The organism is Ferrovibrio terrae (genome assembly GCF_943372915.1).
GTDB lineage: Bacteria > Pseudomonadota > Alphaproteobacteria > Ferrovibrionales > Ferrovibrionaceae > Ferrovibrio > Ferrovibrio terrae_A.
Window position 1 is genome coordinate 135,565 of record NZ_CALSAN010000004.1, and the last position, 26,329, is coordinate 161,893.

Consider the following 26,329-nt stretch of genomic DNA (forward strand, 5'->3'; position numbering starts at 1 on the left):
CGCGTAAGGCCACTGTAAGCCGGCCGCACTACAAAACGACGCATCAGGCCATCACAGGAGCTGGAATGCGTCTTCAGATCATATCACCACAGGACCGATTGCGGGCCGCAGTCGAAACCATGGTGCGCGACGTTTACCGCAGCGAATACGGTGCCGATTCCCCCCATTTCCCTGACCTGATGGTTGCCGTCATCGACGCAGCCGGGCGCCCGCAATGCACCGCCGGTTTCCGCGACCACACCTGTCAGTTCTTCTCTGAACAGTATCTCACTCAGCCCGCACAATCCGTGATCGCAACACAGATTGGCGAACCGGTTTCACGCGATCAGGTGGTCGAACTCGGCCCGCTTGCCGCGATCCGGCCCGGAGCCCTGCTGACGCTGCTGATCGGCTTCGCCCATATCGGCCTGGGTTCCGGATATCACTGGGGAATTTTTACCGCCACCGATCGACTGCGTCGCCTCGCCCAGCGACTGGGCATTCCGCTCATCGATCTGGGCCCTGCCCTGCCCGGTAACATTGCCAACGCAGCGGCCTGGGGCAGTTACTATGATCACGATCCACGCGTTTGCGCAGTGGACGGTCAGGCTGCCCGCCAGCGCTTGCTCACATCACGGCTGCCATCCAGTGCCGAGCCACAATACAGGGAAGCGCTGGCGTCATGAGCGATGTTCTGCTGGCCCTGCACGGCCATGCGGCAGAAAGCCGTCACACAGCCTTCACTGATCCGGCCGGGGATATTGATTTCAGGCAGCTGGCGCGTCGTGTGGCCGGACTGGCCGCGACGATGTCTGCCCTTCCGGATACGATCGGCCTGTTGGCACCGAGCAGTGTTGAATGGCTGGTGGCCGACCTCGCCGGATGGAGGGCGGGGAAAACGATTGTGCCACTGCCACATTTTTTCTCCGATCAGCAGCTTGAACATATTGTCCGGGATGCATCCGTTGATGTGATTCTGACAGACCCCGCTTCGCAGAACCGCCTTGGCGCCGTAGGCATTCGCCAGATGCCCATCGGCCGGCAGGAAATGGCGGCCGAAGCCAATGCCATGTCGGGTCGTCGAATCGTTTACACATCAGGTTCTACCGGCACACCGAAGGGTGTCATCCTTGGTGCGGGGCAGATTTGCAATTCAAGCGCCGCGCTGATGCAGGTGACCAAGGCCGATCATCGCGATCGACACCTCTCTGTGCTTCCGTTTTCACTTCTCCTGGAGGCGATCTGTGGAATCTACCTGCCAATTCTGGCGGGCGGTTCATGCATCATAGAGCCACAGATTGTGGCTGCATCCGGCGCAGAGGTTGCCGTGCAATTGGGCGAAGCCGTGGAACGCCACCGTCCCACCACACTGGTGCTGGTGCCTCAATTGCTGCAGGCCTGGACCATGGTCGCCGCGGTGGGCCGCGTTTCAATCCCTGACAGTCTGCGCTTTGTCGCGACCGGAGGGGCTGCCATACCGGACGCCCTGGCTGAGCGGGCCTGGGAACTCGGTATACCGGTGCACGAAGGCTATGGCCTGACCGAATGCGGATCTGTGGTCGCCGTCAATGCGCCGGGCATGCGTCGATCGGCTACAGTTGGCCGCCCGCTGCCTGGAAGCAATGTCAGCATCATGGCCGATGGTGAAATCGTAGTTTCCAGCATGTCGGTTGCGGATGGCTACCTCAATCGCACCGATGGACCGAGCGATGGCATGTGGCACACGGGCGATATCGGTGCGCTGGACAGCGACGGCTACCTGCAGATCGCAGGCCGCAAGGATAACCTGATTGTCACGGCCAATGGACGCAACATTTCCCCGGAATGGATCGAAACCATGCTGGTTGCCGATCCGCGCATCGCACGCGCCGTCGTATTGCCTGCTGCAGACGGGACTCTTGCCGCTCTGCTTGAACCTTCAGTGCTTGGACTGGCGTGGTCTCGATCGGCAACGCCTGCGGCATTGCGGAGGCTGATAACACAACTGGTCAGCGCTGCACCCGGCTATGCCGTCCCGCGACACCTGCGCCTGTTGTCGGCCACGGAACTAGCGGAGAGCGGGCTCCTGACCCCGAACGGCAAGCCGCGGCGCGGCGATATCGCCAAGCGCTATGCAGAAAAATTTGACATTTTTGACGATGAAACGGAGACCCGACATGCAGTTCTATGATCGCCTTATGCTGGAAACGCGCCCGGAACGTGACGGCTTTATTGCCACTCCGGTTATTCAGCGCGCATTGAGCGAAGGGGTCTCCGCGCCGATGTATACGGCGTTTCTGGGCGAGGCCTATCATCATGTGCGCCACACCTGCCGTCTGCTTGCCACGGCGGCAGCGCGATGCGGCGATCACGACGCCGCATACCTTTCTGCCCTGCTGGAATATATCAGTGAGGAACGTGGCCACGAAGAATGGATACTGAACGATATCGAGGCACTGGGTGGGGATGCAAGATCCGTTCGCCACGGCCAAGGCGACCTGCCCTGCCGCATGATGGTTGCGTATGTCTATTATGCCATCGAGCATATCAGTCCATATGCCATGCTTGGCATGGTGCATGTTCTTGAAGGCATGTCGGCAGCGCTTGCTGCGGCGGCAGCAGGAAAGCTGCAGGCCGCGCTGGGACTACCCGATGGGCAGGGCTTTTCCTATTTGCGCTCCCATGGCGCCCTGGACCAGGAGCACGTGGCCTTTTTCCGTAACCTGGTGAACGGCATTTCCGATCCGGCAGCAGAACAGGCAATCATCGAAACGGCAAAAATTGTCTATCGCCTCTATGGTGATATTTTCCGTGGCATCGATCAGCGCTTTGTCGAGGTCGCTCATGCTGCTTGAAGGGCGCAGCGTTGCCATTACGGGCGCGGGCAGCGGGATTGGCCGGGCATTGGCGATCGAGTTTGCCCGGCGCGGCGCCATTCCAATCCTGATCGGGCGTAACGCCGAAAAACTGGCAGAGACAGCCAGCCTGCTGCCTGCTGCACTGCCGGCGAAAACCTGCGTCGCGGATATCACGTCGGCCCATGGCCGTGAGGCAATTGTGCAAATCTGTACGGCCCGTGGTCAGCTTGATATCCTGGTCAATAACGCGGGCCTGGTCCCCAGTGGCCTGCTCTCCAACCTGACGGATTCTGAACTGCAGAACGCCGTGATGACAAATGTCGTTGCCCCGATTGCCCTGACCCGAGACCTGCTGCGGGTTCTGCGTCGTTCGGATCGACCACGCATCGTCAATATCGGCTCAATATTTGGCGATATCGGTCATCCACATTTTGCCGCTTATTGTGCAACCAAATTTGCACTGCGCGGCTTCTCAGACGCCATTCGCCGTGAATTGGCGGCAGATCGCATTGGCGTCACATATGCGGCCCCACGTGCGACCCGCACCGGCGCTGCCGACGGTTTTCAGGCCCTGATCGCGCCCTATGGCATGTCGCTCGACCGGCCCGAGGCTGTGGCCCATCAGATCGTGTCGGCGGTTGAGAGGGAAGCTGCGACGGTCTATGCCGCGGGCGCGGAGCGCCTGTTTGTGGCAATCCAGCGGCTGCTACCGCGGCTGGTCGACATCGCCCTGATCAGCAAGGCCAGGAAGTTACGGACTGGCCCCGTTTCACGATGACATGAACGAAGTGTTTGCGGCATGCTGGGCTATTGATTCCCGAGGCCTGCATGACCGCTCCCCACGATCTTTCCAGCCTGGCTGAACTGCTGCGCATCATGGCGCGGCTGCGTGATCCCGATGGCGGCTGCCCCTGGGATCTGGAACAATCTTTTGAGACCATCGCGCCCTATACGATCGAGGAAGCCTACGAGGTCGAGGATGCCATTGCCCGCAAGGACATTGCCGGGCTGAAGGATGAACTCGGCGACCTGCTGCTGCAGGTGGTGTTTCATGCGCGCATGGCCGAGGAAGCCGGCCACTTCGCCTTCCCAGACGTGGCCGCCGGCATCGCCGACAAGATGATCCGCCGGCATCCGCATGTGTTCGGCGATGTGGACGCCAAGCATGCCGATGCTGTCTCCAACAACTGGGAAACCATCAAGGCCGCCGAGCGAGCCGCCAAGGCCGAAGCCCTGGCCGACCAGGGGCTGTCGCCGGTACTCGCCGGCGTGACTGCCGGACTGCCGGCCTTGTTGCGCGCCGTGAAGCTGCAGAACCGTGCTGCCCGGGTCGGCTTCGACTGGCCTGATAAAGCGCCTGTCCTAGAGAAGATTCGCGAAGAACTGGGTGAGCTTGAAGCTGAAATCCAAGCCGGCACATCTGCCAGGATCGAGGAAGAATTCGGCGACTTCCTGTTTGTGGTGGCCAATCTGGCGCGCCACTTGAAACTCGATCCTGAAGCAGCCATGCGGGCAGCAAATAGAAAATTTGAACGTCGCTTCAGCCAGATGGAAGCCATTCTTAAAGCGCAGGGTAAAGACCTGGCCGATTGCGATCTGATGACGATGGATGTCGCCTGGAATGCCGCTAAGGCAATGGAAAAGAAGACGTAATCCGTTTCTTTCCGGCTGTACCCAACGGCCGCCGCCACACAATCGCCCCTCGATGACCCCGGTATGGCCATGCCAGCCCCCCTACATGGCATAGGCGGGCTTTGCTGAATCAAGCACTTGCCCGTGCCCGTGGCTGCATCCGTGCAATCCGTATGGGAACTTTTCGCAGCCGCAAAAGGTTTGGTACCCGCCCTTCCGAAATCGGGGCCATCACCGTCACAGGAGGATTTCACCATGCGCAAGATCGCAATCGCCGCCGTTTCCGCCCTCGCCCTGTCCGCCGCTGCCATGCCGCCGGCCGTCTATGCCGCCAGCAACGGGACCTGGGACCAGGTTGAAGGCAACTGGAACCAGCTCGCCGGCAAGGTAAAGCAACGCTGGGGCAAGCTGACCGATGACGATGTCACCGTGATCAACGGCAAGCGTCAGGAGCTGGTCGGCAAGATTCAGGAACGCTACGGCATCGCCAAGAACGAAGCCGAGAAGCAGGTGGACGAATGGCAGAAGAGCCAGTCCGCCCGCTAACGCGACTCAAAGCGGGCAGCTGCCAACTGGCTGCCCGCTTTTTCCAGCCACCCCTGATGTCCATTCCCGCTCACGGAACCTGTCATGAAAGGAGGCCTGTCATGAAAGACCGTCTCGAAGCCAATGTGAAAGCTGCCCTGCCATCCTGGGACCGCATCGCCGGCAACTGGAAGCAGTTCGCCGGCAAGGCCCGCGAACGCTGGGGTGAACTCACCGACAGCGATGTCGATGTCATTGCCGGCCGCCGCGAGCTGCTCGTGGGCAAGATTCAGGAACGCTACGGCATTATCACCGACCAGGCCGAACGTCAGGTTGCCGCCTGGATGAACGAGGTCGCCACGACCAAGTCCAGACACTAAGCCCACATCGCGACTGAACAGAAAAACCAAAACAGGAGTTTCAGCATGGCAACCGCCACCCGTACCCGTCGCCGCACCCCGTCGCCTGAAGCCGAGCTTGCCGAGCTGCGCGGCCAGGTTGTCGATATCGGCAGCGAGATCACCGCCCTGATCGGTCGCGCCAAGAAAGATGGTACAGCACTGGCCGAGGCCGAGCTGACCCAGCTGCAGAACCGGATCGTAGAACTGGGCGGCGATCTGAAGGATCGCGGCCGTGAGGCGATCGACCGCATCGAGGAAACCGTGCAGGAGCATCCGGCCGGCAGTCTGCTGGCAGCCTTTGCAGCCGGCGCCCTGATCACCCTTCTGCTGCGCAAGTAGCCAAGATGAGCAGTCTGGCGACCCTGTTGCCCGGCTTGTTGCTGAGCGGGTTGCAGGCAGCGGCATCGAAACGGCAACGGCAGCGCATGTTGGTCGTTGCCGCCCTCGGCGTCGTTGCATTCGCCGTGCTGTCGGCCAGCTGTATCCTGTTCGGCTGGGCGCTGTTTCTGGCCTACGGCGTCACCATGGCACCGCATTGGGCAGCGACCGCAGCTGCCGGTACGCTGCTCGGTGTCATTATCATTCTCGGGATTGCTGCGGCCCTGGTCTGGACCTACTGGCCGAGCCATGGCCTGCAGGACGAGATTGATAAAATCCGCCGTGAGATCGAGCCACTGGCACGCAAGCATCCGCTGGCCAGCGTCGGGGTCGCCGTGGGTCTCGGTGTATTACTGACGTCGCTTCTGAAACGCTGATCCCTTTCGCGCGCCCACCTGTCGCAGCTGTACCGGCGTAAAGCCATACAGCCGCTTCAGGGCGCGGCGCATGCTGCTTTCACTGTCAAAGCCGGCCTTGCTGCCGACACGCGCGATCGACAGGCCGGTGCTTTGCAGCAGCACCTGTGCCCGTTCACACCGAATGCGCTCCACCACTTCAGCCGGCGTCGCACCCGTGGCCCGCCGGAACTGGCGATGGAAGGTACGCACACTCTGCCCCGCCACTGCCGCCATATCCTCGATGTGCCAGCGCGCCGCCGGACGGTTGGCGATGGCATCCAGCAGTTTGCTGTAGGTCTTCGCACCTTCGCTCGTTTGCAGGCTCAGCGGTTCGCTGAACTGACGCTGATCACCCGGCCGCTTCATATAAACGACCAGACGACGCGCCACCTTGAGCGCCACCTCGGCGCCGTTATCGGATTCAATCAGGGCCAGAACCATGTCGATCCCGGCCGTAACACCCGCCGTGGTCCAGTATGATCCATCGCGCAGGTAGATCGGATCTTCCTCCACTTTGAGTGCGGGATACTCCTCCGCCAGCCGGCGGCAGGCGCGCCAATGCGTCACCACGCGGCGGCCATCCAGCAGTCCGGTTTCCGCCAACAGAAACGCACCGGTGCAGACACCGCATTGCCGCCTGGCGCGTCGCGCCAGATTGCGCACGGCCGCGACCAGTGTTGCGGATTGCCGGGCCTCATAGACACCGGGTCCGCCGGGCACGATCAGCGTGTCCAGCTTCACGGCCTTGTTCAATCGTTGCGTGGACAGCGAAACCCCCGAGGCGGTGCGGACATTGCCGCCGGTCCGGCTCAGCAACTGCACGGCATAGCGCGGCTTTGCCAGTTCTTCATTCGCTGTTGTCAGTGCCTGCAATGGCCCGGCGACGTCGAGAATCTGCACGCCATCAAAAACAATGATACCTATTTTCAGCATTGGCAGGATTTGCTCGCTCTTTGTCATTTGTGCCACTGCCTAAATTGCTAGCATGCCTGAACACAGCAGTCGAGGATTGACAATGACGAAGAATTTTCTGGTAAATGTTTTGCTTGTACCGGACATGGTGCAGCTGGATATGACAGGCCCCTATGAGGTGTTATCGCGTGTACCCGGCTGGCGTATCGAAATCATCTCTGCCGATTTGCAGCCGGTACGCACGGATCGCGGCCTGCGCATCATGCCGACCATGACGCGCGCTGCGGCCGAGCCCGCCGATCTCCTCGTCATCCCCGGTGGTACCGGCATTGATCACGCCATGATCGATCCCGCCTGGGTCGCCTTCGTGAAGCAACAGGCCGACGCGGCACGCTACGTCTTCGGCATCTGCACCGGTTCAATGCTGCTTGCTGCAGCGGGCTTGCTGAATGGTCGCCGCGCCGGCGCGCATTGGCAGGCGCGCGATCTGCTCAGCCGCTTTGGTGCCATCCCGGTGCATGACCGCATGGTGGTCGACGGCAAATACTTCACATCTGGCGGCGTGACATCCGGGATCGACATGGCGCTGAAAGTGGTCGCCGAGATCATGGGCGCTGAAACCGCACAGAAGATTCAGCTCTCCATCGAATATGACCCCGCCCCCCCGTTTCCGGGCGGCACGCCGTTTACCTCTCCGCACGCAATTGTTGCCGCCGTGCTTGAGGCCGGTGCGGCGCGCCGCAAGGAGCGCGAAGCCATGGTGGATAAGGCTGTCGCGGCAATGCACAGAAACCAAAACAGAGAGGCAGAAAAAATATGACCCAGACAAGAAACCGAATCATTCTAACCGCGCTTGCAGTCTTCGGCCTTTGCAGTGCTGCGCTGGCCCAGGACAAATATCCGTCGCGGCCGATCACTGTGGTCGTGCCATTTGCCGCCGGCGGGCCGCTGGATGTATCGACACGGGTGTTGGGCGTCGCGCTGACGAACACCCTGGGGCAGCCGATCATCATCGAGAATGCATCGGGTGCCGGCGGCTCCATCGGCGCGGGTCGCGTCGCCCGTTCGACACCCGATGGTTATACCCTGCTGATGTATCACATCGGCACGGCAACGACGCCGGCACTGTATCGCGGCAAGCTCAGTTACGATCCGATCAAGGATCTCACGCCGGTTGCCCTGGTGAATGACGGGCCGATGGCCTTCGTCGCCAAGCCCAACGCGCCACCAACCAATCTCAAGGAATTCCTGGCCTATGCGCGCAGCCAGGGCAGCAAGTTCAATCTGGGTCATGCCGGCATCGGCGCGGCGTCGCATCTGTGCAGCGTTCTGTTCCAGAAAGAGATCGGCACTCAGGTGACGACGATCCCCTATCGCGGCACCGGCCCGGCGATGGCGGCCCTGCTGAGCGGCGAGATTGACGCGATCTGCGATGTGGCCAGCAACGCCACGGGCCAGATCCGTGCCGGCGCCCTGAAGGCCTATGCGGTGACCGGTACCCAGCGCCTGCCCGCCATTCCCGATACACCGACGGTGGCTGAAGCCGGGGTTCCCACGCTGGCGATGACCAACTGGAATGCGATGTTCGCGCCGAAGAATACGCCCGCCCCCATTGTCGAGCGTCTGGTCGCGGCGCTGAGCGTCGCGCTGAAGGATCCGACCGTGGTGCAGCGATTTGCCGAGCTGGGCACCATGCCGATCGATGCAACGCCAAAGGCCGCCGAGGTGCTGAAAGCCCATCTGGCCGCCGAAACGGCGCGCTGGACGCCGATCATCGAACAGTCGGGGCAGTTCGCCGAATGACGGCCCCGGCCATGCCATGAAAAAAGGCGCAGCTTGCGGGCTGCGCCTTGTTGCTGTCCCAGAGCCCGGAGGGGCTCAGAACGGAATTTCGTCGTCCATGTCGTCGCGACGCGGGGCCGAACCACCACCGCCGCCAGACCGGCCACCGCCGCCAGACGGCGGAGCGCTGCCGTAATCGTCGCCGCCGCTGCTGAAGCCGCCGCCACCGCCGCCGCCTTCACGACCGTCCAGCATGGTCAGTTCGCCGCGGAAGCGCTGCAGTACCACCTCGGTGGTATATTTCTCGGCGCCGTCCTTGTCGGTCCACTTGCGGGTCTGCAGCGAACCCTCGATATAGACCTTGGAGCCCTTTTTCAGGTACTGCTTGGCGACTTTCACCAAATTCTCGTTGAAAATCACCACTCTATGCCATTCGGTGCGCTCCTTGCGCTCGCCCGAGGCCTTGTCGCGCCAGGTTTCCGAGGTCGCCAGGGACAGCTGGGCAATCTCTTCGCCCGATTGCATGCTGCGGATTTCGGGGTCACGCCCTAGATTACCGACCAGGATCACCTTGTTGACGCTGCCAGCCATATCTTAACCCCTATCCGTTCACGAAGTGATCTTGTACCATGAGTCGGGCGTATAATGAAAGCCCGGCCCGAAAAGCGCAATAATCGGCCCCCCAGATACGGCGTTTATCCCATGCAGAAGTTCATCTCGGTTCGCGGTGCCCGTGAGCACAATCTGAAGAATGTCGATGTCGACATCCCGCGCGACAAGCTGGTCGTCCTGACCGGCCTGTCCGGCTCGGGCAAATCGTCGCTCGCCTTCGATACGATCTATGCGGAGGGCCAGCGGCGGTATGTCGAATCGCTCTCGGCCTATGCACGCCAGTTCCTTGAGCTGATGCAGAAGCCTGATGTGGATCACATCGACGGCCTGAGCCCGGCGATCTCCATCGAGCAGAAGACCACCTCGAAGAATCCGCGCTCTACGGTCGGCACGGTCACCGAGATCTACGATTACCTGCGCCTGCTGTTTGCCCGTATCGGCGTACCCTACTCGCCCGCCACCGGCCTGCCGATCGAAAGCCAGACGGTCAGCCAGATGGTGGACCGCGTGATGGCGATGCCGGATGGCACCCGCCTGCTGGTGCTGGCGCCCATTGTGCGCGGCCGCAAGGGCGAATACCGCAAGGAGCTGCAGGATCTGCAGAAGCGCGGCTTCCAGCGCGTCAAGGTCGACGGCAAGCTGCATGAGATCGCCGAAGTGCCGGCGCTGAACAAGAAACTGAAACACGATATCGAAGTGGTGGTCGATCGCGTGGTGGTGCGCGACGGCATCCAGACCCGACTGGCGGATTCCATCGAAACCGCACTCAACCTCGCCGACGGCATCGCCTTTGCCGAGAATGCCGACAAGGACGAGCGCACGATCTTCTCGGCCAAGTTCGCCTGCCCGGTCTCGGGTTTCACCATTGAAGAGATCGAGCCGCGGCTGTTCTCGTTCAACAGCCCGCATGGCGCCTGCCCCACCTGCGACGGCCTGGGCTCGAAGATGTATTTCGATGCCGCCATGGTGGTGCCGGAGGAAGGCGTGTCGCTGAAGGAAGGCGCCATCGTGCCATGGTCGCGCGCCGCCACGCCCTCGCCCTACTACCTGCAGACCCTGGAAGGGCTGGCCAAGTTCTACAAATTCTCGCTGAACACCAAATGGAAGGAGCTGCCGGCCAAGACCCGCAACGCCATCCTGCATGGTTCGGGCGAGGATGTGGTGCCGATCAGCTACGACGATGGCATGCGCACCTATACGGTGAAGCGGCCTTTCGAGGGCGTGCTGCCGAATCTGGAGCGCCGCTGGCGCGAGACCGAGTCCGACATGATCCGCGAGGAGCTGTCGCGCTACCAGTCAGCCACCGCCTGCGAAACCTGCAACGGCTACCGCCTGAAGGCCGAGGCCATGGCGGTGAAGGTCGGCGGCCTGCATATCGGCCAGACCTGCGAATTCTCCATCCTCGAAGCCCGCCAGTGGTTCCTGGACCTGACCAAGAAGCTCAAGCCCAAGGAAAAGGATATCGCGGCGCGCATCCTGAAAGAGATCAACGACCGGCTTGGTTTCCTGGTCAATGTCGGCCTCGATTACCTGTCGATGTCGCGCTCGTCTGGTACGTTGTCGGGTGGCGAAAGCCAGCGTATCCGGCTGGCCTCGCAAATCGGCTCCGGCCTGACCGGCGTGCTGTATGTGCTGGACGAACCCTCCATTGGCCTGCATCAGCGCGACAATGCCAAGCTGCTGGAGACGCTCGTGCATCTGCGCGACATCGGCAACACCGTGCTGGTGGTCGAGCATGACGAGGAAGCGATCAGGCAGGCGGATTACGTGATCGACATGGGCCCGGCGGCTGGTGTGCATGGCGGCGAGATCATCGCCGAGGGTACGCCCGCCGATATCATGGCCTCCAAGAAGTCGGTCACTGGCCAGTATCTGACCGGCGCCCGCTCGGTGATGATTCCCAAGCAGCGGCGCAAGCGCGTCAGCAACAAGCAGCTCAGGGTGGTCGGTGCCAAGGCCAACAACCTGCAGAATGTCACGGTGGAATTCCCGCTCGGCCTGTTCACTTGCGTGACCGGCGTATCGGGTGGCGGCAAATCAACGCTGACCATCGAGACCCTATACAAGGCACTGTCGCGCAAGCTGAACAACAGCCGAGAACTGCCCGGCGCGCATGAGCGGATCGAAGGGCTGGAGTGGCTCGACAAGATCGTGGATATCGACCAGTCGCCGATTGGCCGCACGCCGCGCTCGAACCCCGCCACCTATACCGGCGCCTTCGGCCCGATCCGCGACTGGTTTGCCGGCCTGCCGGAAGCCAAGACCCGTGGCTATGCGCCCGGCCGCTTCTCCTTCAACGTCAAGGGTGGTCGCTGCGAGGCCTGCCAGGGCGACGGCCTGATCAAGATCGAGATGCACTTCCTGCCCGACGTCTATGTGCAGTGTGACGTCTGTAAAGGGAAACGCTATAACCGCGAAACGCTGGAAATCCACTATCGCGACAAGTCGATTGCCGATGTGCTGGACATGACGGTGGAGGACGGTGCCGAATTCTTTAAGGCGGTGCCGACCATCCGCGAGAAGCTGGAAACCCTGAACCGCGTCGGTCTGGGCTATATCAAGATCGGCCAGTCAGCCACCACACTGTCGGGTGGCGAGGCGCAACGCGTCAAGCTGGCCAAGGAACTGTCCAAGCGCGCCACCGGCCGCACACTCTACATTCTCGACGAGCCGACCACCGGCCTGCATTTCGAGGATGTGCGCAAGCTGCTGGAGGTGCTGCATGAGCTGGTCGATTCCGGCAACACCATGATCGTGATCGAGCATAATCTGGAGGTCATCAAGACCGCAGACTGGATCGTCGACATGGGCCCGGAAGGCGGCAGTGGCGGTGGCCGGGTGGTGGCGCAGGGCACGCCGGAGGATGTCGCCAAGGTCAAGGACAGCTATACTGGCCAGTACCTGAAAGAATATCTAAAACCGGCCGCGCAGCGCAGCGAGCCGCCGGCCAAGAAATCACGCCGCGATGCGGCTGAATAACCACGCAGAGAAGGATCGCTATCGATGATTACGCGTAAAGCCCTGACGCTCGCTGACGTGCAGGCCATTGCCGCCGGTGCCGAGGCAGAGGCCAAGAAAAACGACTGGAAGGTCAGCATCGCCATCACCGACGATGGCGGCCATCTGCTGCATTTCCAGCGCCTGGACGGTGCGCCGACCCAGTCGACCTATATCAGCCAGGGCAAGGCCAAGGCGGCCGCCTATGCGCGCAAGCCGACCAAGGGCCTGGAAGAGGTGATCGGCAATGGCCGCACGGCCTTTCTGACCGCTGCCGCCGTCAGCGACATGGTGCTGCTGGAAGGCGGCGAGCCGATCATCGTCGATGGTGTCTGCATCGGTGCGGTTGGCGTGTCAGGCGTGAAGTCGAGCGACGATTCCGTGATCGCTCTGGCTGGCATCGCCAAGCTGGGCGTCTGACGCATTCCCTCGCCATGACCGGCGGCCGCCAGAGAAAAGTCCCGAAAAAGATCACGCCGGGATATCTGGAAAAGGCGGCGTTGTTCTACCTCGAACGCTACAGCAGTTCAGCGGGTAACCTCCGCCGGGTGCTGGATCGCAAGATCAGCACCTCGATCCGGGAACATGGCGCGCCGACCAAGGAAGAAGCCGCCGGCTGGGTTGCCGAGCTGATCGCAAAGCTGCAGCGCAGCAAGCTGTTGGACGACAAGGCCTATGCCGAAAGCAAGGTCCGGCGTCTCTATGCGGAGGGCAAGGCGCTTGGCCGTATCCGTCAGACGCTTGCCATAAAGGGCGTCGGCAAGGACGATGTCGCCGCAGCGCTGGAGCGGCTGGAAGCCGAGAGCGATGCCCCGGTGTCCGACCTGCCGGCGGCGGCGGCCTTCGCGCGGAAACGTAAACTGGGGCCGTATCGCAGCGATCCGCAAGAGCGGCGCGACATGCGGCAGAAAGACCTCGGTGCCCTGGCGCGCCGGGGCTTCAGCCAGGCCATTGCAATAAAGATTTTGAGCGCCGACAGCGTCGCCGCGCTTGAGGAGATGATCCATGACGCAGACTGAACCTGTTCACGTGATTGGCGGCGGCCTCGCCGGATCGGAAGCGGCCTGGCAGATCGCCCGCATGGGCGTTCCTGTGGTGCTGCATGAGATGCGACCGGTGCGCAAGACCGATGCGCATAATGGGGAAGGCCTGGCCGAGTTGGTCTGCTCGAATTCCTTCCGCTCCGACGATGCCGAGAGCAACGCCGTCGGCTTACTGCATGAAGAACTGCGGCGCTGCAATTCCCTGATCATGCGTGCAGCCGAAGTGGCCAAAGTGCCGGCCGGCGGCGCACTGGCTGTCGACCGCGATGTTTTTTCCGGCGAAGTGCAGAAAGCCATCGAGGCCGAGCCGCTGATCACCCTGCGCCGCGAGGAAATCGCCGGCCTGCCGCCGGCCGCGTGGGGCAGTGTTGTGGTTGCCACCGGCCCGCTCACCTCGCCACCGCTGGCCGAAGCCATCCTCACGCTCACCGGCGAACAGAGCCTCGCCTTCTTCGATGCCATCGCGCCCATCGTGCATCGCGACAGCATCGACATGGACAAGGCCTGGTTCCAGTCGCGCTACGACAAGGTGGGGCCGGCTGGCGATGGCGCCGATTACATCAACTGCCCGTTCGAGAAACCCAACTACCTCGAATTCCATGCCGCCCTGCTGGCGGCGGAAAAAACCGAATTCAAGGAATGGGAAAAGAACACGCCCTATTTCGAGGGCTGCCTGCCGATCGAGGTGATGGCCGAGCGCGGTGCGCGCACCCTCACCTTCGGCCCGATGAAACCGGTCGGCCTGACCGATCCGAAAACCGGCCGCAAGCCCTATGCTGTGGTGCAGCTGCGCCAGGACAACAAGCTTGGCACCCTGTTCAACATGGTCGGCTTCCAGACCAAGATGAAGCATGGCGAACAGACCCGCATCTTCCGCATGATTCCCGGTCTGGAAAACGCGCAATTCGCCCGCCTCGGCGGCATCCATCGCAATACCTTCTTGAACAGCCCAAAGCTGCTCGATACCCAGCTGCGGCTCAAGGCGATGCCCAGCCTGCGCTTTGCCGGCCAGGTTACCGGCGTGGAAGGCTATGTTGAAAGCACGGCGATCGGGCTGATCGCGGGCCGCATGGCCGCAGCGCAACGCCTGGGCCATGAGCAGGCACCACCGCCGCCGACCACGGCACTGGGCGCGCTGCACAGCCACATCACCGGCGGTGCCGATGCCAAACACTTCCAGCCAATGAACGTGAATTTCGGTCTGTTCCCGCCGCCCGCCGCCGATGTGCGCAAGGAAGATCGCAAGCGTGCGCTTTCCCGTCGTGCCCTTGCCGATCTCGCCGGCTGGCTCGGTGGCGCAGTTCCGGCGGCTGCAGCCTAGATCCGGCCGCGCAGAGAGGCCCAGAGCAGGCGCATCTGCCGTGCCAGCGGCGTGACGCGCGTTTCAGCCACCAGCGGATCATAATCGCTGTGCTTCAGCGCCCTGAGATACAGGCCGACCAGCGCCGCCGGCAGCACGGCAGGCAAGGCTGCCCGCGCGGTCCTGTACCGGCGCGCCGCCTGCAACAGCTCCGCGGCTTCAGCGGCCACGGCCATCATGGCCGGGCGTATCGCGGGCCCGCACTCGGTCTGATAAATGGCTTCCGGTGTCAGGCCCTGTGCCGCCAGCAGATCAGCCGGCAGCATCACGCGTTGTCGCATCAGCAGATGCGGCATGGCACGCAGGATGCCGGTCAGGGCATAGGCCGTGCCGGCGGCACGCAGCATCGCCTCATCCGCCGTTGAACCGAGACACTGCACGGCCAGTTTCATCAGTGGAACGGATGTTGCCTCGGCATAGGCCTTCAGGGCCGGCAGGTTCGCGAAAGGCTGCTCCTCCATGTCGCGTTCACGCGCATCGATCAGGGCGAACACGGTATCCATGTCGAGATCCCGGCAATGCTCATTGAGCGCCAGCACCACCGGATGCTGGCGTGGCGAGCCGGCCCTGATGCCCTCCCAGGCCTCGCGCCACCATTGCAGGCGGATCTGGCCGATCATTGGCTGGCTGACGCTTTCACGCGCCCGCGCGATCTCACTGTTGAACGCGTAGAGCGCGAACAGGGCGGGACGCCGGGCATCCGGTGCGAACAACGCACTCAGCCAGCGATCCGGATCAAGCCGCTGCAGATCGCGGCCGCAGTGTTCAGCCGGCGAGTCGGTCATGCAGAAGGCCCGTCAATCGGGGAAGATTGCTTGTCGACACCATGATTTATGGTAGCCTCACGACTGCGAATCAGGGTGTTGCACATAGACACGGTGATCGATTCGTCCTTCCCCTGCCCCATGTTCCATGCACAGGGGCTTCATCGAGCGCCGTCCTGTGAACCAGCAACACACCCCTTTACCGGGCAGACCCTGAACAGGAACAACAAGGACCAGCATCATGGCAAAGATTCTCGAAAACCTCTACAAGGCGCTTGGCGCCGGCGTCGTTCTGGCGCTGGTCGTCTTTTTCCTTGTCCACCGCAGCTTTGATGCTGCCTTCGTCAGCTTCTTCTTCCGCTGGCTGCATGTGCTGTCCGGCATCCTGTGGATCGGCCTGCTCTGGTACTTCAACTTCGTGCAGATTCCGACCATGCCGAAGATCCCGGCCGAGCTGAAGCCCGCCGTGGGCAAGTTCATCGCCCCCGAGGCACTGTTCTGGTTCCGCTGGTCGGCACTGGCCACCGTGATCACCGGCCTGGTCCTGTCGATCCTCAACGGCTATGGCCACCAGGCTTTCGCCATGCAGGAAGGCAGCCGCACCATCGGTATCGGCATGTATCTCGGCCTGTTCATGGCGGCCAATGTCTGGTTCGTGATCTGGCCGAACCAGAAGAAGGCGCTGGGCATCGTGCCGACCGACGACGCCAGCAAGGCCAAGGCGGCGCGTGTCGCCATGCTGGGCTCGCGCACCAACTTCATGCTGTCGATCCCGATGCTCTATTGCATGGTCGCGCAGCAGAATGGCGGCGCCTGGTAAGGCGTCCTCCATCAGAATGAATGAGGGCGGCCTTCACGGGCCGCCCTTTTTCTTTGCCTGAAAGCCTGTAGCGCTAGACCGGGATCAGCGCGGCGGCAACGCGGCGCCCCTCGCCCATCAGCAGGTTATAGGTGCGACAGGCGGCGCCGGTGTCCAGCGCCTCGATGATCAGGCCGCGTGCCCGGATCTCGGCACGCAGCGCCTTGTTGATGAAGACCATGCTGGGGCCGCAGCCGATCAGCAGCAGCTCGACCGCCGGGTCCATGGTGAAGACCGGCTCCAGGGATTGCGCTGTCAGTGCCGCGATATCGGCAAGGCCCCAAGGCATCGTCTGCCCGGGAAACACCAGCACGGACTCAGTCCAGTGCTTGCCGGTGATGCGGAAGCCGCCGTCGCCATAGGCATTGATCGACTGGCGATCCGTCGGAATGCGCGGCAGCAGGTCCATGTTCCCGCTCCCCGGTTGGCTTACGGGCGCTGGGCCGCCGCCTTGGCTTCGGCCTGCTCGGACGGCTGGCCGCGACGCAGGCGGTTTTCGCCCAGGAACAGCAGGATCGGCGCTGCGATGAAGATCGAGGACGAGGTCGCCAGCACGATACCGAACAGCAGCACCAGGGCGAATTCGCGCACCGCCTCGCCGCCGAACAACGCCAGCGGAATGGTCGACAGAAACACCGTCAGCGAGGTGTTGACCGTGCGGTTCAGGGTTTCGTTGATGCTCTTGTCGATCAGCTCGCGCAGCGGCAGGGTTTTGTACTTGCGCAGGTTCTCGCGCACGCGGTCGTACACCACCACCTTGTCGTTGACCGAAAAGCCCATCACCGTCAGCACGGCGGCAATGGCGACCAGGTTGAACTGGATGTCAGTGATGACATAGAAGCCGACGGTTTTGGTGACATCGAGCACCAGTGTGGCAATGGCACCGATGCCGAACTGCCATTCAAAACGGAACCAGATGTAGACCAGCATGGCCAGCAGGGCGAGGCCCATGGCCAGCATGCCATCGCGGAACAGGCCTTCGGATACCGAGGCACCCACGGCTTCAACGCGGCGGATTTCGGTGCCGGGATAAGCCTGGGTCAGGGCGCCGCGCACCTTGTCAGCGGCCACCTGGGCGGCGCTGTCTTCAGTACCCTGCCGCTCCAGGCGGATCAGCACGTCATTCGGGCCGCCAAACTGCTGCAACGCCGAATGGCCGAGATTGAGGTTGCCGATCAGGCTGCGCAAGGCCGGGAAATCGGCCGGCTGCTGCAGGCGGGCTTCGATCACGATGCCGCCCTTGAAGTCGATGCCGTAATTCAGGCCCGGATAGAAGAACAGGATCACCGACACGACAGACAGGAAAGCCGACATGGCGAGGCCGATCACGCGACCCTTCATGAAGGGATAGGCTGTGTTATCGGGAATCAGGCGGAGCTTGTACATGCCCGTCTCCTTACACCGGCAGCAGGGTCGGCCGGCGCTGCCGCAGCCAGGTCACCATCATCAGGCGGACCAGTACGGTAGCGGTGAACATCGAGGTGAGAATGCCGATCGAGATGGTGACGGCAAAACCTTTCACCGTGCCAGAGCCCAGCGAATACAGCAGCGCCATCTTGATCAGCGTCGTGACATTGGCATCGAAGATGGTGCTGAAGGCACGGCTGAAGCCGGCCGACATGGCTGCCATCGGCGACTTGCCCAGCTTGGTCTCTTCACGGATGCGTTCGTTGATCAGCACGTTGGCATCCACCGACATGCCGAGCGTCAGCAGCAGGCCGGCGATGCCCGGCAGGGTCAGTGTTGCCTGTAGCAGCGACATGGCCGCCAGCGTCATCACCAGGTTGACTAGCAGCGCCACATCGGCGAACAGGCCGAACAGGCCATAAGCCAACACCATGTAGAGCACCACCAGGACGGCGGCGACGGCAATCGAGATCAGACCGGCGCGGATCGAATCCTCGCCCAGATCGGGACCGACAGTGCGCTGTTCGACCACCTTGAGCGGTGCCGGCAGGGCGCCGGCACGCAGCAGCACGGCAAGATCATTGGCGCCCGTGACGGTGAAATTGCCGCTGATCTGGCCCGAGCCGCCAAGGATGGGCTCGCGGATCACCGGGGCACTCAGCACCTTGTTGTCGAGCACGATGGCAAAGGGCTGGCCCACTGCCTGCTGGGTGATGTCGGCGAAGCGCTTGCCGCCGGCGGTGTCGAAGCGGAAATTCACAATCGGCTGGCCGCTGCGCTGGTCGTAGCCGGCCTGGGCATCAACCAGATTCTCACCCGCAACCTCAACCTTGCGCTTGACGACATAGCGCTCCTTGCCGCGGCCATTGCTCTCGCCTTCGAGAATTTCGGAGCCCGGCGGTGCCGGCGCGTTCGGATCGGCGCCGGTATCCACCATCCGGAACGTCAGCTTCGCGGTGGTGCCGACCAGATCGATCATGCGCTGCGGATTATCGATGCCCGGCAGCTGAACCAGAATATGCGTATTGCCCTGACGCTGGATGGTCGGCTCGGCCACACCGGTCTGGTCGATACGGCGCCGCACGATCTCGATGGACTGCGTCACGGCATTGCGCGCGCGCTCCTGCAACGCAGCTTCCGACAGTGTCATGCGCAACTGGCCATCGGGCGTGGCCGTCACATCCATATCGGTCTGGGCGCTGCCGAAACCGAGGCCTGCAGTGCTCTGCACCGGCAGGGCCAGCTTGACCAGCAGCTGGCGGGCCTGTTCGGCCTGGGCCGGATCGCGCAGACGCAGCGTGACGCTGTTGGTGCCGGACACACCGAGATTGGTATAGCCGATGCGGGCGGTGCGCATTTCGTTGCGCGCGCCTTCAACCAGCGCTTCCAGCCGTTCGCGCAGCACAACCGACGTATCCACTTCGAACAGCAGATGCGCGCCGCCGCGCAGATCGAGGCCCAGGCTGATCTGGCGCTTGGGCAGCCAGTTGGGCCAGGTCGCAACGGTCGCTGCTGGGAAGAAGCTTGGAATGCTGAAGACCACACTGACCAGGCAGGCCAGCGCGATCAGCGCAATCTTCCAGGGCGCAAAATACATCATCGGCGTATCACATCTTCAGGCAGTCAAAACGGGCGGCGTCATGATGGCGCCGCCCGCAGTCATAGGCTGTCGTCCCCTGACGATCAGCTGGCCTTGGCTTCGGCCTTGTCTTCGTCATCGACATCGCCGCCCTTCGAGCGGACTTCGCCGATGGTGCCCTTCAGCACCTTGACCTTAACGCCATCGGCGATCTCGATCTGCAGGATGCCGTCTTCCTGAACCTTGATGATCTTGCCGATGATGCCGCCAGCTGTGGTGACGATGTCGCCACGACGCACGGCTTCGATCATGGCCTTATGTTCCTTCATCTTCTTCTGCTGCGGACGGATCAGCAGGAAATAGAAAACGACGAAAATCAGGACCAGCGGCAGCAGCGAGGTCAGCATGTCGGTGGTGCCACCGGTCGCCTGCGCATAGGCCTCAGAAATCAGCATGAAATAGCTCCCTGTCGATGATTGGCCGCTGCGACGGCAGGCCGCGCGGCGCGAGAGCGGGACTATAGCCGGGGATGCCCCAATTGCAAGCATCGGGGGCGCGCAACTCCAGGCCGCGTGTGAGGAAAAATCGAGCAGGATCAATCATCTGCACGGGTGATGCAGACCCGCGGGGATAGCCGGGACACCCTCCCTGCCCTATAGTGCGCGCAGTCCCGTTCGGAGTTCGCTTATGTATGTTTTGAGTATTGAAGGCATGACCTGCGAAGCTTGCAAACGGGCGATCAGCACTGCGATCGGTCTCGCCGCCCCTGGCATCCCCTTCGAGGTCGACCTCGCCCGCAACCAGGTCCGTTTCAACGCCCTGCCGACGACAGCCCAGGCAACCGTGCGCAATGCGATCCGCGATGCCGGTTACGGTATCCTGGAGACCGGCAGCCGCTAGTTCGGCAGCGCCCGCAGCCACCGCAGGGCAGCTTGCCGGTCGGCGAACAGGCGATGCGTGGAGCGCGTGAACAGAATGCTGACGGCCTTCACCACCAGCGCGAAAAATGGATCGGGGCTGATATAAGCCACGCGCGATGGCGTATCGCTTTTGCTGCCCCAATCAGCCATTTGGCTGAGTCCCTTGATGGCAGTCCAGTCGATACGGCCATGGAAATCCGATACGTCGACCAGGGTTGGCATTTCGGTGTGTATCCAGCCGGCCGTGAAACCCTGCTGCATGGCCTGGTAGATTTTGCCGGTGTCAGGGGCACCGACCACCTCAATCAGCAGCAGGCCATCTTTGACACGGATATCGACGTAATCAGCCCGGTCGCCCAGGCGAACCTCGGTCGTCGGAGTGGATAAATCCTGCGCCTGCATTGCCCCTCCGAGTCCGCAGCGAACCGGCCGCAGGCAGTGGAGCGTCAGTATGGTTAATATTGTATTAGACGCATAGGTGGTGCTGCCGGAAAAACCGGGTTGCAGTGTGACACCCCGGCTTTCCGGGGAGCGTGCCGCGGCACGAGCAGTCCTGGATGGATGAAATGCAGGAAAGAAATGGTCGGACTGGCGGGATTTGAACCCACGACCCCTTGTCCCCCAGACAAGTGCGCTACCAGACTGCGCTACAGTCCGACCGGGCTTTGCAAGGCGGCCGGGTAAGCAGGCGGCGTTGCGAAGCGGCGCGCACTATAGCCACGCCCTCCCCCGGGCGCAACCACGCCAAAACCCTTGAAAATACTGGATCGTAGCGCGTTGGTGCCGGTCAGCGTTTCTGGCGGGCCACGATGTCGGCGTGGATGCCTTCCAGTTCCTTCAGGCAGCTTTTCAGTGCCTGCTTGAGACTGCCCATGTCATTCAGCAGGTCGAAGGGAATACCGATCTGGCGATCGGATGCCTGCGGTTTGGCTGCGGCCGGCGCCTGCGGTGTGCTTGCGTGGCTTGCCTTGCCCCGGGCGCGCACCGCCTTGGCTAGGCCACCCTCACGGAGGAGCTTTTGCACACCCTTGATGGTGTAGCCCTGTTCATGCAGCAGGGCGCGGATTTCGGCCAGAAGGGCAATGTCCTCGCCGCGGTAATAGCGACGACCGCCATTGCGCTTTACCGGCCTGACCTGATGGAATTTCTTTTCCCAGAATCGCAACACATGCTGCGGCAGATCCAGCTGTTCGGCGACTTCGCCGATGGTGCGGAAGGCTGCGTCGGTTTTACTTCTGGATAGTTTTTCCGGTGCTTCGGACTGAGTCGCCATCAAACACAATCATACAGGAAAAACGGCAGCTTACGAACCGCTTTTAACCTGCTGCGACGCGACATGCATGCCGGCATTGATCTTTTCTTTCAGCACATGACTGGCGCGGAAAACCAGCACTTTGCGCGGATCAATCGGCACTTCTTGGCCGGTTTTGGGGTTGCGGCCCATGCGTCCGCCCTTGGAGCGCACCTGGAAGGTGCCGAAGGACGAGATCTTGACCATATGGTCGGCAATCAGGCTGTCGATGATTTCATTCAGCACGGTTTCCACCAGCTGGGCGGACTCGCTGCGCGAGAGGCCAACCTCCTGGTAGATCGCTTCGCTGAGTTGCGCCCGCGTCAGGGTATTCTCGCTCATCGCCAACGCCCCTTTTTCTAAATTTTATAGTGGCGACGCTAACTTAAGCCCAGGCGGTCGTCAACAAGACCTTGGGCGAATCGTACCCCCGAATCAGAGGGTTGGCTGGAATCGGGGTCTGAAACGGGCTTTACCAGCGCACCAGGGCGCTGCCCCAGGTAAAACCGCCGCCCATGGCCTCCAGAAGCACGACCTGGCCGGGCTTGATCCGGCCATCGGCGGTCGCTTCGGCCAGTGCCAGGGGCACGGACGCGGCCGAGGTGTTGCCATGGCGCTCGACGGTCAGAACCACCTTGTCGGTGCTCATGCCCAGCTTGCGGGCGGTACCGTCAATAATCCGTTTGTTGGCCTGGTGCGGCACCAGCCAGTCGATCTGGTCTGCGGTCATGTCGACCGCCGCCAGCGTTTCCTTCACCACGTCCGCCAGATTGACCACGGCATGGCGGAACACTTCCTTGCCCAGCATACGCAGTTTGCCGGTGGTCTGAGTGCTGGACGGGCCGCCGTCGACATAGAGCAGGTCGTGATGGCGACCATCCGAATGCAGATGGGTGGTTAGCACGCCCCGGTCCTCGATCGTGCCTTTGCCCTCCTGCGCCTGCAGCACAATCGCGCCGGCGCCATCGGCAAAGAGCACGCAGGTGGTGCGATCCGTCCAGTCGAGGATGCGCGAGAAGGTTTCGGCGCCGATCACCAGCGCGGTCTTGGCCTGGCCGGCCTTGATGAAGTTATCCGCGGTGGCGAGTGCATATATGAAACCCGAACAAACCGCCTGCACATCGAAGGCAAAGCCACGCGTCATCCCTAAGCCGGTCTGCACACGGCAGGCGGTGGCGGGAAAAGTCTCGTCCGGCGTGGCCGTGGCCAGCACGATGAGGTCGACATCGGCCGCCGTCAGCCCGGCATTGGCCAGTGCTGCCTGTGAAGCTTTCAGGGCAAGATCGGAAGTCAGTTCGCCATCGGCGGCAATGTGGCGCTGGCGGATGCCGCTGCGCTCGATAATCCATTCATCGGATGTATCGACGATCTTGGCGAGATCGGCATTGGTCAGAATCCGCTCTGGCAGATAACTGCCACACCCCACCACAACCGAGCGAATCATCCAGCCCTCACACTCGACTCTTGTTCGTCCTCGGCTGCACTGCCATTCACCGGCTGCTTGACCAGTGATTCGGCGAAGGCGCCCGAGAAATCGGCCTTGATACGGTCGATCAGGCGATCCTGCGCCATATCGATGGCCAATTCCAGCGCCGAGGCGAAACCGACATCATCGGTCCCGCCGTGACTTTTTACAGTGATGCCATTCAGACCGAGCAGCACGCCGCCGTTGTAAAAGCGTGGATCCATGCGATCGCGCAGCATAGCCAGGCCGGCGCTGGCAAACAGATAGCCGATCTTGGTGAAGATCGAGCGTTGAAACGCCGAGCGCAGCAGCGAAGACATCAGCTTCGCCGTACCCTCCACCGTCTTCAGCGCAATATTGCCAGTGAAACCATCGGTGACAATCACATCGACACTGCCGCCGCCGATATCGTTGCCTTCGACAAAGCCAACGAACTCGAAGGGCGGATTTTTGACGGCGCGCAGAATTTCCGCAGCGGCCTTCACTTCGTCATGGCCCTTCACGTCTTCAACGCCGACATTCAGCAGGCCCACGCGCGGACGATGCCGGCCGAGCGCCGAATGCGCCAGATTTGCGCCCATGACGGCGAACTGCACCAGATTCTTGGCGTCGCATTCGACATTGGCGCCAAGATCGAGAACAACCGTCTCGCCCTTCTGGGTCGGCAGGAAGGATGCGATGGCCGGGCGCTCGATGCCGGGCAAGGTGCGCAGCACGAATTTCGCCATCGCCATCAGCGCGCCGGTATTGCCCGACGACACCACCGCCTGTGCCTCGCCATTGGCGACGGCATCGATGGCCAGGCGCATGCTGGTGTTGCGCCCACGGCGCAGGGCCTGACTCGGCTTGTCGTCGCTGGCAACCTGCTCAGCGGTATGCCTTAGTTCGCTGCGATCTTTCAGCGCCGGGAATTTGCGCAACAGGGGTTCGACCTGCGCGGCATCACCGAACAGGATGTACTTGACCTGCGGAAAACGCGTGAGCAGTGCTGCGGCGCCCTTGATCACCGCGTCGGGGGCATGATCCCCGCCCATGGCGTCGAGCGCAATCGTCACGGCCGCGGTCATCCCGTTGCCTACGATCGTTCAGTGCGAATGCCTGAGCGGGCTCAGGCGGCGGCCGTCTTCGCCACGACTTCGCGGCCGTCATAATGACCGCAGGCGCCACACACATGGTGAGGACGCTTCAGCTCACCGCAATTCGAGCATTCGACATGGGCGCTGGTCTTCAGCGCATCATGCGAACGGCCCTGATCGCGGCGGGACTTCGACTTCTTCTTCTTCGGAACGGCCATGACACATCTCTCTCACAATTCGCACGGTGCGGTTCGCGTAACGCGTTGTCCCGCCCCGGCTCAGAATCCCCGCCTATATACTCTCGGTGCGCCCGGGGGCCAAGCGCTTTCGCCTCAATCCTTTTTCGCCATCTTCAGCTTTGCCAGAGCGGCAAAGGGGCTGATTTTGGCATCCACTTCCACATCCGGCTTGTAGCCGTCCGGCAGGCCTGCTTCGGGCTTGCGCGGATAGGGGTTCAGCCCCAGCGCCAGTTCCTCGGCCACCACCGCGCCCAGATCAATCTGGCCCCCGACGATGGGGTCTGCCGGATCATCCGCTTCCGGATCGAGCCATTCCGCCTCATCCTCGGCCAGATCGGCCTTGGGGGTGACGGCGGTTTCCGGCGCGAAGTGCCGTACAACCGCTTCGCTTACAACCTCGCGCACCGGCTCCAGAGACGCTACGCAGGCCTGCTCTACCTCGGCCTCCAGGCTGCCGGTCACCTGATACTGGCCGGCAACACCCCGATCCGGAAAGACCCGCAGATCAGCTTTCAGGGCCAATACGGCAAGGATACGCATCCGTCGGGCCAGGGCGACGCAGGTGGCCTGGTCGGCCTCCAGCTGCACATGCAACCCCTGGGGACCGATCCGGTCGACCTCGACGACATGGCTGAATTCCTTGCCAGGTTCGTCCTTCGACACGGCAAATTCCTCATGCAGCCTGCCCATCCGGGCCGTTTTGGCGGTCCGGCGGTCAAGGCGGCGGAACATAGGGGCAAGTGCCGCAGCGGTCAACCGCTGCAGGGGCAGATCCCGTCAGGCCGGCGGCGGCAGAAAATCCACGTTTCCGGCCAAAATACTGTCGTCCGGCTGCTGTGCCAGTCGCTGGTCGGTCATGCGCATGTAGGTCGCGACGGCCGCCAGTCCCGCTGCAGGGGGCTGACTCGTGCCATACAGGTTGCGAGTCAGGGCCTCTGCCAGAACGTGGTCATCCTCGGCATTCAGGCCGGCCTCGTAGGCCTCGACCCTGCCGAAGAAGGCCTGGGCCATGACCTTGACCCGCTTGCTGACACCCAGATCGCCCACACCGATCTCGCGCAGGCTGTTGTCCATATCGGCAAATTGGAGATCGAACAGTTGCTGACTCAGCTCTTTCGCGGCCTCCGTACCGCTGCGGCGCAGCCGGCGCATGACCAGAAAGCTGTGCAGCACGATCATGTCGAAGCGACCGTCCAGGCTGTCGGGCACGCCATGGCGGCCATAGAAGGCCGGCTGCCGGGCCTGTGCCACGATCTGGCGATACAGCATCACCGCCGCGGTCTCGTTCTGCTTTCCACTGAGATATGAGATAAGCCGATTAAGCATATGCCTTTGCTTTATAAAAGCTGGTGTTTACTGCGGTCGGTTTGCGTTTCGGGGCGGGTGAAGATAATATGCGGCCCGCGTTATAGCGAGTCTTCCGCATGTCGATCCGTTTTACAGCAATTGCCGCCGTACTGCTTCTTGGGGCTGCCGCCTGTGCGCCCCGGCAGGATTATCGTGGCATCACGATCGAGGAAGAAAAGGTCAACCTGGTCAAGGTCGGCGAGAGCAGTGAAGCGCAGGTCAATGCCCTGCTGGGTTCTCCCTCCACCATTTCGACTTTCCCCGACTGGGGCACGGTCTACTACTACATCTCCAGCCAGACAGATACGGTGGCCTTCCTGGCGCCAGAGCTGATCGACCAGCAGGTGCTTGCCATCGCCTTCGACAAGGATAGCAGGGTCAAGGAGATCAAGCGCTACGGCCTCAAGGACGGCAAACAGATTGCATTTGTCGATCGCGAGACGCCGACGCGTGGCAAGGAACTGACATTCCTTGAACAGCTGTTCGGCAATCTCGGCCGCTTCAACTCGACCGGCGCCAAGTAACC

The 26,329-nt window shown here is 62.2% G+C and carries 33 protein-coding genes and 1 tRNA gene; 18 read left to right on the top strand and 16 right to left on the bottom strand.

Going from position 1 to position 26,329, the window contains the following annotated elements; all coding sequences use genetic code 11:
• The first annotated feature begins 65 nt into the window (after positions 1–65).
• The 9 genes from AAG821_RS04415 (at position 66) to AAG821_RS04455 (ending at position 6,129) form a co-directional block, all read left to right on the top strand.
• Complete coding sequence (locus tag AAG821_RS04415; protein ID WP_341910484.1) at positions 66–665, top strand: thermostable hemolysin; 600 nt, start codon at positions 66–68, stop codon at positions 663–665.
• Positions 662–2,149, top strand: a complete 1,488-nt coding sequence (locus tag AAG821_RS04420) for an AMP-binding protein (RefSeq protein ID WP_341910483.1) — start codon at positions 662–664, stop codon at positions 2,147–2,149. The genes AAG821_RS04415 and AAG821_RS04420 overlap by 4 nt, the downstream gene beginning before the upstream one ends.
• The gene (locus AAG821_RS04425; protein ID WP_341910482.1) at positions 2,136–2,813 is read left to right on the top strand and encodes an iron-containing redox enzyme family protein; all 678 of its coding nucleotides are present in this window, start codon (positions 2,136–2,138) and stop codon (positions 2,811–2,813) included. The genes AAG821_RS04420 and AAG821_RS04425 overlap by 14 nt, the downstream gene beginning before the upstream one ends.
• On the top strand, positions 2,803–3,594 hold the full coding sequence (locus tag AAG821_RS04430; protein WP_341910481.1) for an SDR family oxidoreductase: 792 nt from the start codon (positions 2,803–2,805) through the stop codon (positions 3,592–3,594). Before AAG821_RS04425 ends, AAG821_RS04430 begins: the two co-directional genes overlap by 11 nt.
• A 50-nt stretch (positions 3,595–3,644) precedes the next feature.
• Positions 3,645–4,469 (top strand): nucleoside triphosphate pyrophosphohydrolase, encoded by an 825-nt coding sequence (gene mazG / locus AAG821_RS04435; RefSeq protein ID WP_341910480.1) that lies wholly within the window; start codon positions 3,645–3,647, stop codon positions 4,467–4,469.
• A gap of 288 nt (positions 4,470–4,757) precedes the next feature.
• The gene (locus AAG821_RS04440) at positions 4,758–4,994 is read left to right on the top strand and encodes a CsbD family protein (protein WP_341910612.1); all 237 of its coding nucleotides are present in this window, start codon (positions 4,758–4,760) and stop codon (positions 4,992–4,994) included.
• 101 nt (positions 4,995–5,095) lie between these two features.
• Positions 5,096–5,353 (top strand): CsbD family protein, encoded by a 258-nt coding sequence (locus tag AAG821_RS04445; protein WP_341910479.1) that lies wholly within the window; start codon positions 5,096–5,098, stop codon positions 5,351–5,353.
• 45 nt (positions 5,354–5,398) lie between these two features.
• Complete coding sequence (locus AAG821_RS04450; protein ID WP_341910478.1) at positions 5,399–5,713, top strand: hypothetical protein; 315 nt, start codon at positions 5,399–5,401, stop codon at positions 5,711–5,713.
• Between the two features lie 5 nt (positions 5,714–5,718).
• Positions 5,719–6,129, top strand: coding sequence for a hypothetical protein (locus tag AAG821_RS04455; protein ID WP_341910477.1), 411 nt, complete (start codon positions 5,719–5,721; stop codon positions 6,127–6,129).
• Here AAG821_RS04455 and AAG821_RS04460 read toward each other — a convergent pair.
• Positions 6,103–7,083, bottom strand: a complete 981-nt coding sequence (locus tag AAG821_RS04460) for a helix-turn-helix domain-containing protein (protein WP_341910476.1) — start codon at positions 7,081–7,083, stop codon at positions 6,103–6,105. The two genes, AAG821_RS04455 and AAG821_RS04460, sit on opposite strands and share 27 nt — an antisense overlap.
• Before the next feature lie 82 nt (positions 7,084–7,165).
• Between AAG821_RS04460 and AAG821_RS04465 the strand changes: the two genes are divergently transcribed.
• Both AAG821_RS04465 and AAG821_RS04470 read left to right on the top strand, forming a co-directional pair.
• Positions 7,166–7,882, top strand: coding sequence for a DJ-1/PfpI family protein (locus AAG821_RS04465; RefSeq protein ID WP_341910475.1), 717 nt, complete (start codon positions 7,166–7,168; stop codon positions 7,880–7,882).
• The gene (locus AAG821_RS04470) at positions 7,879–8,865 is read left to right on the top strand and encodes a tripartite tricarboxylate transporter substrate-binding protein (protein ID WP_341910474.1); all 987 of its coding nucleotides are present in this window, start codon (positions 7,879–7,881) and stop codon (positions 8,863–8,865) included. The genes AAG821_RS04465 and AAG821_RS04470 overlap by 4 nt, the downstream gene beginning before the upstream one ends.
• 75 nt (positions 8,866–8,940) lie before the next feature.
• On the opposite strand, the gene ssb is transcribed toward AAG821_RS04470, so the two are convergent.
• The gene (gene ssb, locus AAG821_RS04475) at positions 8,941–9,435 is read right to left on the bottom strand and encodes a single-stranded DNA-binding protein (protein WP_341910473.1); all 495 of its coding nucleotides are present in this window, start codon (positions 9,433–9,435) and stop codon (positions 8,941–8,943) included.
• 111 nt (positions 9,436–9,546) lie between these two features.
• Between ssb and uvrA the strand changes: the two genes are divergently transcribed.
• The 4 genes from uvrA to trmFO are packed head-to-tail and all read left to right on the top strand — an operon-like array spanning position 9,547 to position 14,817.
• Positions 9,547–12,435, top strand: coding sequence for an excinuclease ABC subunit UvrA (gene uvrA, locus AAG821_RS04480; RefSeq protein WP_341910472.1), 2,889 nt, complete (start codon positions 9,547–9,549; stop codon positions 12,433–12,435).
• A gap of 24 nt (positions 12,436–12,459) precedes the next feature.
• On the top strand, positions 12,460–12,873 hold the full coding sequence (locus tag AAG821_RS04485; protein WP_341910471.1) for a heme-binding protein: 414 nt from the start codon (positions 12,460–12,462) through the stop codon (positions 12,871–12,873).
• A 14-nt stretch (positions 12,874–12,887) separates the two neighbouring features.
• Positions 12,888–13,472, top strand: a complete 585-nt coding sequence (locus AAG821_RS04490) for a regulatory protein RecX (RefSeq protein WP_341910470.1) — start codon at positions 12,888–12,890, stop codon at positions 13,470–13,472.
• Positions 13,459–14,817 (top strand): methylenetetrahydrofolate--tRNA-(uracil(54)-C(5))-methyltransferase (FADH(2)-oxidizing) TrmFO, encoded by a 1,359-nt coding sequence (gene trmFO, locus AAG821_RS04495; RefSeq protein ID WP_341910469.1) that lies wholly within the window; start codon positions 13,459–13,461, stop codon positions 14,815–14,817. The genes AAG821_RS04490 and trmFO overlap by 14 nt, the downstream gene beginning before the upstream one ends.
• On the opposite strand, the gene AAG821_RS04500 is transcribed toward trmFO, so the two are convergent.
• On the bottom strand, positions 14,814–15,641 hold the full coding sequence (locus AAG821_RS04500) for a squalene/phytoene synthase family protein (RefSeq protein ID WP_341910468.1): 828 nt from the start codon (positions 15,639–15,641) through the stop codon (positions 14,814–14,816). The genes trmFO and AAG821_RS04500 overlap by 4 nt on opposite strands.
• A 220-nt stretch (positions 15,642–15,861) precedes the next feature.
• On the opposite strand from AAG821_RS04500, the gene AAG821_RS04505 reads away from it, so the two are divergent.
• A complete protein-coding gene (locus AAG821_RS04505) occupies positions 15,862–16,440 on the top strand; it encodes a urate hydroxylase PuuD (RefSeq protein ID WP_341894337.1) in 579 nt (192 codons plus the stop codon).
• Between the two features lie 73 nt (positions 16,441–16,513).
• Here AAG821_RS04505 and AAG821_RS04510 read toward each other — a convergent pair whose 3' ends face one another.
• The 4 genes from AAG821_RS04510 to yajC all read right to left on the bottom strand — a co-directional run bounded on the left by AAG821_RS04510 (position 16,514) and on the right by yajC (position 19,920).
• Positions 16,514–16,888 (bottom strand): Mth938-like domain-containing protein, encoded by a 375-nt coding sequence (locus AAG821_RS04510; RefSeq protein ID WP_341894339.1) that lies wholly within the window; start codon positions 16,886–16,888, stop codon positions 16,514–16,516.
• A 20-nt stretch (positions 16,889–16,908) separates the two neighbouring features.
• Positions 16,909–17,865, bottom strand: a complete 957-nt coding sequence (secF, locus tag AAG821_RS04515; protein WP_341910467.1) for a protein translocase subunit SecF — start codon at positions 17,863–17,865, stop codon at positions 16,909–16,911.
• Between the two features lie 10 nt (positions 17,866–17,875).
• On the bottom strand, positions 17,876–19,486 hold the full coding sequence (gene secD / locus AAG821_RS04520; protein ID WP_341910466.1) for a protein translocase subunit SecD: 1,611 nt from the start codon (positions 19,484–19,486) through the stop codon (positions 17,876–17,878).
• A gap of 83 nt (positions 19,487–19,569) precedes the next feature.
• Positions 19,570–19,920, bottom strand: coding sequence for a preprotein translocase subunit YajC (gene yajC / locus AAG821_RS04525; protein WP_341910465.1), 351 nt, complete (start codon positions 19,918–19,920; stop codon positions 19,570–19,572).
• A gap of 232 nt (positions 19,921–20,152) precedes the next feature.
• On the opposite strand from yajC, the gene AAG821_RS04530 reads away from it, so the two are divergent.
• Positions 20,153–20,365 carry a heavy metal-associated domain-containing protein gene (locus tag AAG821_RS04530; RefSeq protein ID WP_341910464.1) on the top strand — a complete coding sequence of 71 codons (213 nt, stop codon included), beginning with the start codon at positions 20,153–20,155 and terminating at the stop codon, positions 20,363–20,365.
• Here AAG821_RS04530 and AAG821_RS04535 read toward each other — a convergent pair.
• The 9 genes from AAG821_RS04535 to AAG821_RS04575 all read right to left on the bottom strand — a co-directional run bounded on the left by AAG821_RS04535 (position 20,362) and on the right by AAG821_RS04575 (position 25,782).
• On the bottom strand, positions 20,362–20,787 hold the full coding sequence (locus AAG821_RS04535; RefSeq protein ID WP_341910463.1) for a hypothetical protein: 426 nt from the start codon (positions 20,785–20,787) through the stop codon (positions 20,362–20,364). The two genes, AAG821_RS04530 and AAG821_RS04535, sit on opposite strands and share 4 nt — an antisense overlap.
• A gap of 178 nt (positions 20,788–20,965) precedes the next feature.
• Positions 20,966–21,042, bottom strand: a tRNA-Pro gene (locus AAG821_RS04540).
• A 130-nt stretch (positions 21,043–21,172) separates the two neighbouring features.
• Positions 21,173–21,658 carry a MerR family transcriptional regulator gene (locus AAG821_RS04545; protein ID WP_341910462.1) on the bottom strand — a complete coding sequence of 162 codons (486 nt, stop codon included), beginning with the start codon at positions 21,656–21,658 and terminating at the stop codon, positions 21,173–21,175.
• 30 nt (positions 21,659–21,688) lie between these two features.
• Positions 21,689–22,018 (bottom strand): integration host factor subunit alpha, encoded by a 330-nt coding sequence (locus AAG821_RS04550; protein WP_341910461.1) that lies wholly within the window; start codon positions 22,016–22,018, stop codon positions 21,689–21,691.
• 130 nt (positions 22,019–22,148) lie between these two features.
• On the bottom strand, positions 22,149–23,120 hold the full coding sequence (locus AAG821_RS04555; RefSeq protein WP_341910460.1) for a beta-ketoacyl-ACP synthase III: 972 nt from the start codon (positions 23,118–23,120) through the stop codon (positions 22,149–22,151).
• The gene (gene plsX / locus AAG821_RS04560) at positions 23,117–24,208 is read right to left on the bottom strand and encodes a phosphate acyltransferase PlsX (RefSeq protein WP_341910459.1); all 1,092 of its coding nucleotides are present in this window, start codon (positions 24,206–24,208) and stop codon (positions 23,117–23,119) included. Before plsX ends, AAG821_RS04555 begins: the two co-directional genes overlap by 4 nt.
• A gap of 41 nt (positions 24,209–24,249) precedes the next feature.
• Positions 24,250–24,435, bottom strand: a complete 186-nt coding sequence (rpmF, locus tag AAG821_RS04565) for a 50S ribosomal protein L32 (RefSeq protein WP_341894349.1) — start codon at positions 24,433–24,435, stop codon at positions 24,250–24,252.
• A gap of 114 nt (positions 24,436–24,549) precedes the next feature.
• Positions 24,550–25,119 carry a DUF177 domain-containing protein gene (locus AAG821_RS04570; protein WP_341910458.1) on the bottom strand — a complete coding sequence of 190 codons (570 nt, stop codon included), beginning with the start codon at positions 25,117–25,119 and terminating at the stop codon, positions 24,550–24,552.
• A gap of 114 nt (positions 25,120–25,233) precedes the next feature.
• Positions 25,234–25,782 (bottom strand): ubiquinol-cytochrome C chaperone family protein, encoded by a 549-nt coding sequence (locus AAG821_RS04575; RefSeq protein WP_341910457.1) that lies wholly within the window; start codon positions 25,780–25,782, stop codon positions 25,234–25,236.
• A 98-nt stretch (positions 25,783–25,880) separates the two neighbouring features.
• On the opposite strand from AAG821_RS04575, the gene bamE reads away from it, so the two are divergent.
• Positions 25,881–26,327, top strand: coding sequence for an outer membrane protein assembly factor BamE (gene bamE / locus AAG821_RS04580; RefSeq protein WP_341910456.1), 447 nt, complete (start codon positions 25,881–25,883; stop codon positions 26,325–26,327).
• Positions 26,328–26,329 lie beyond the last annotated feature (2 nt).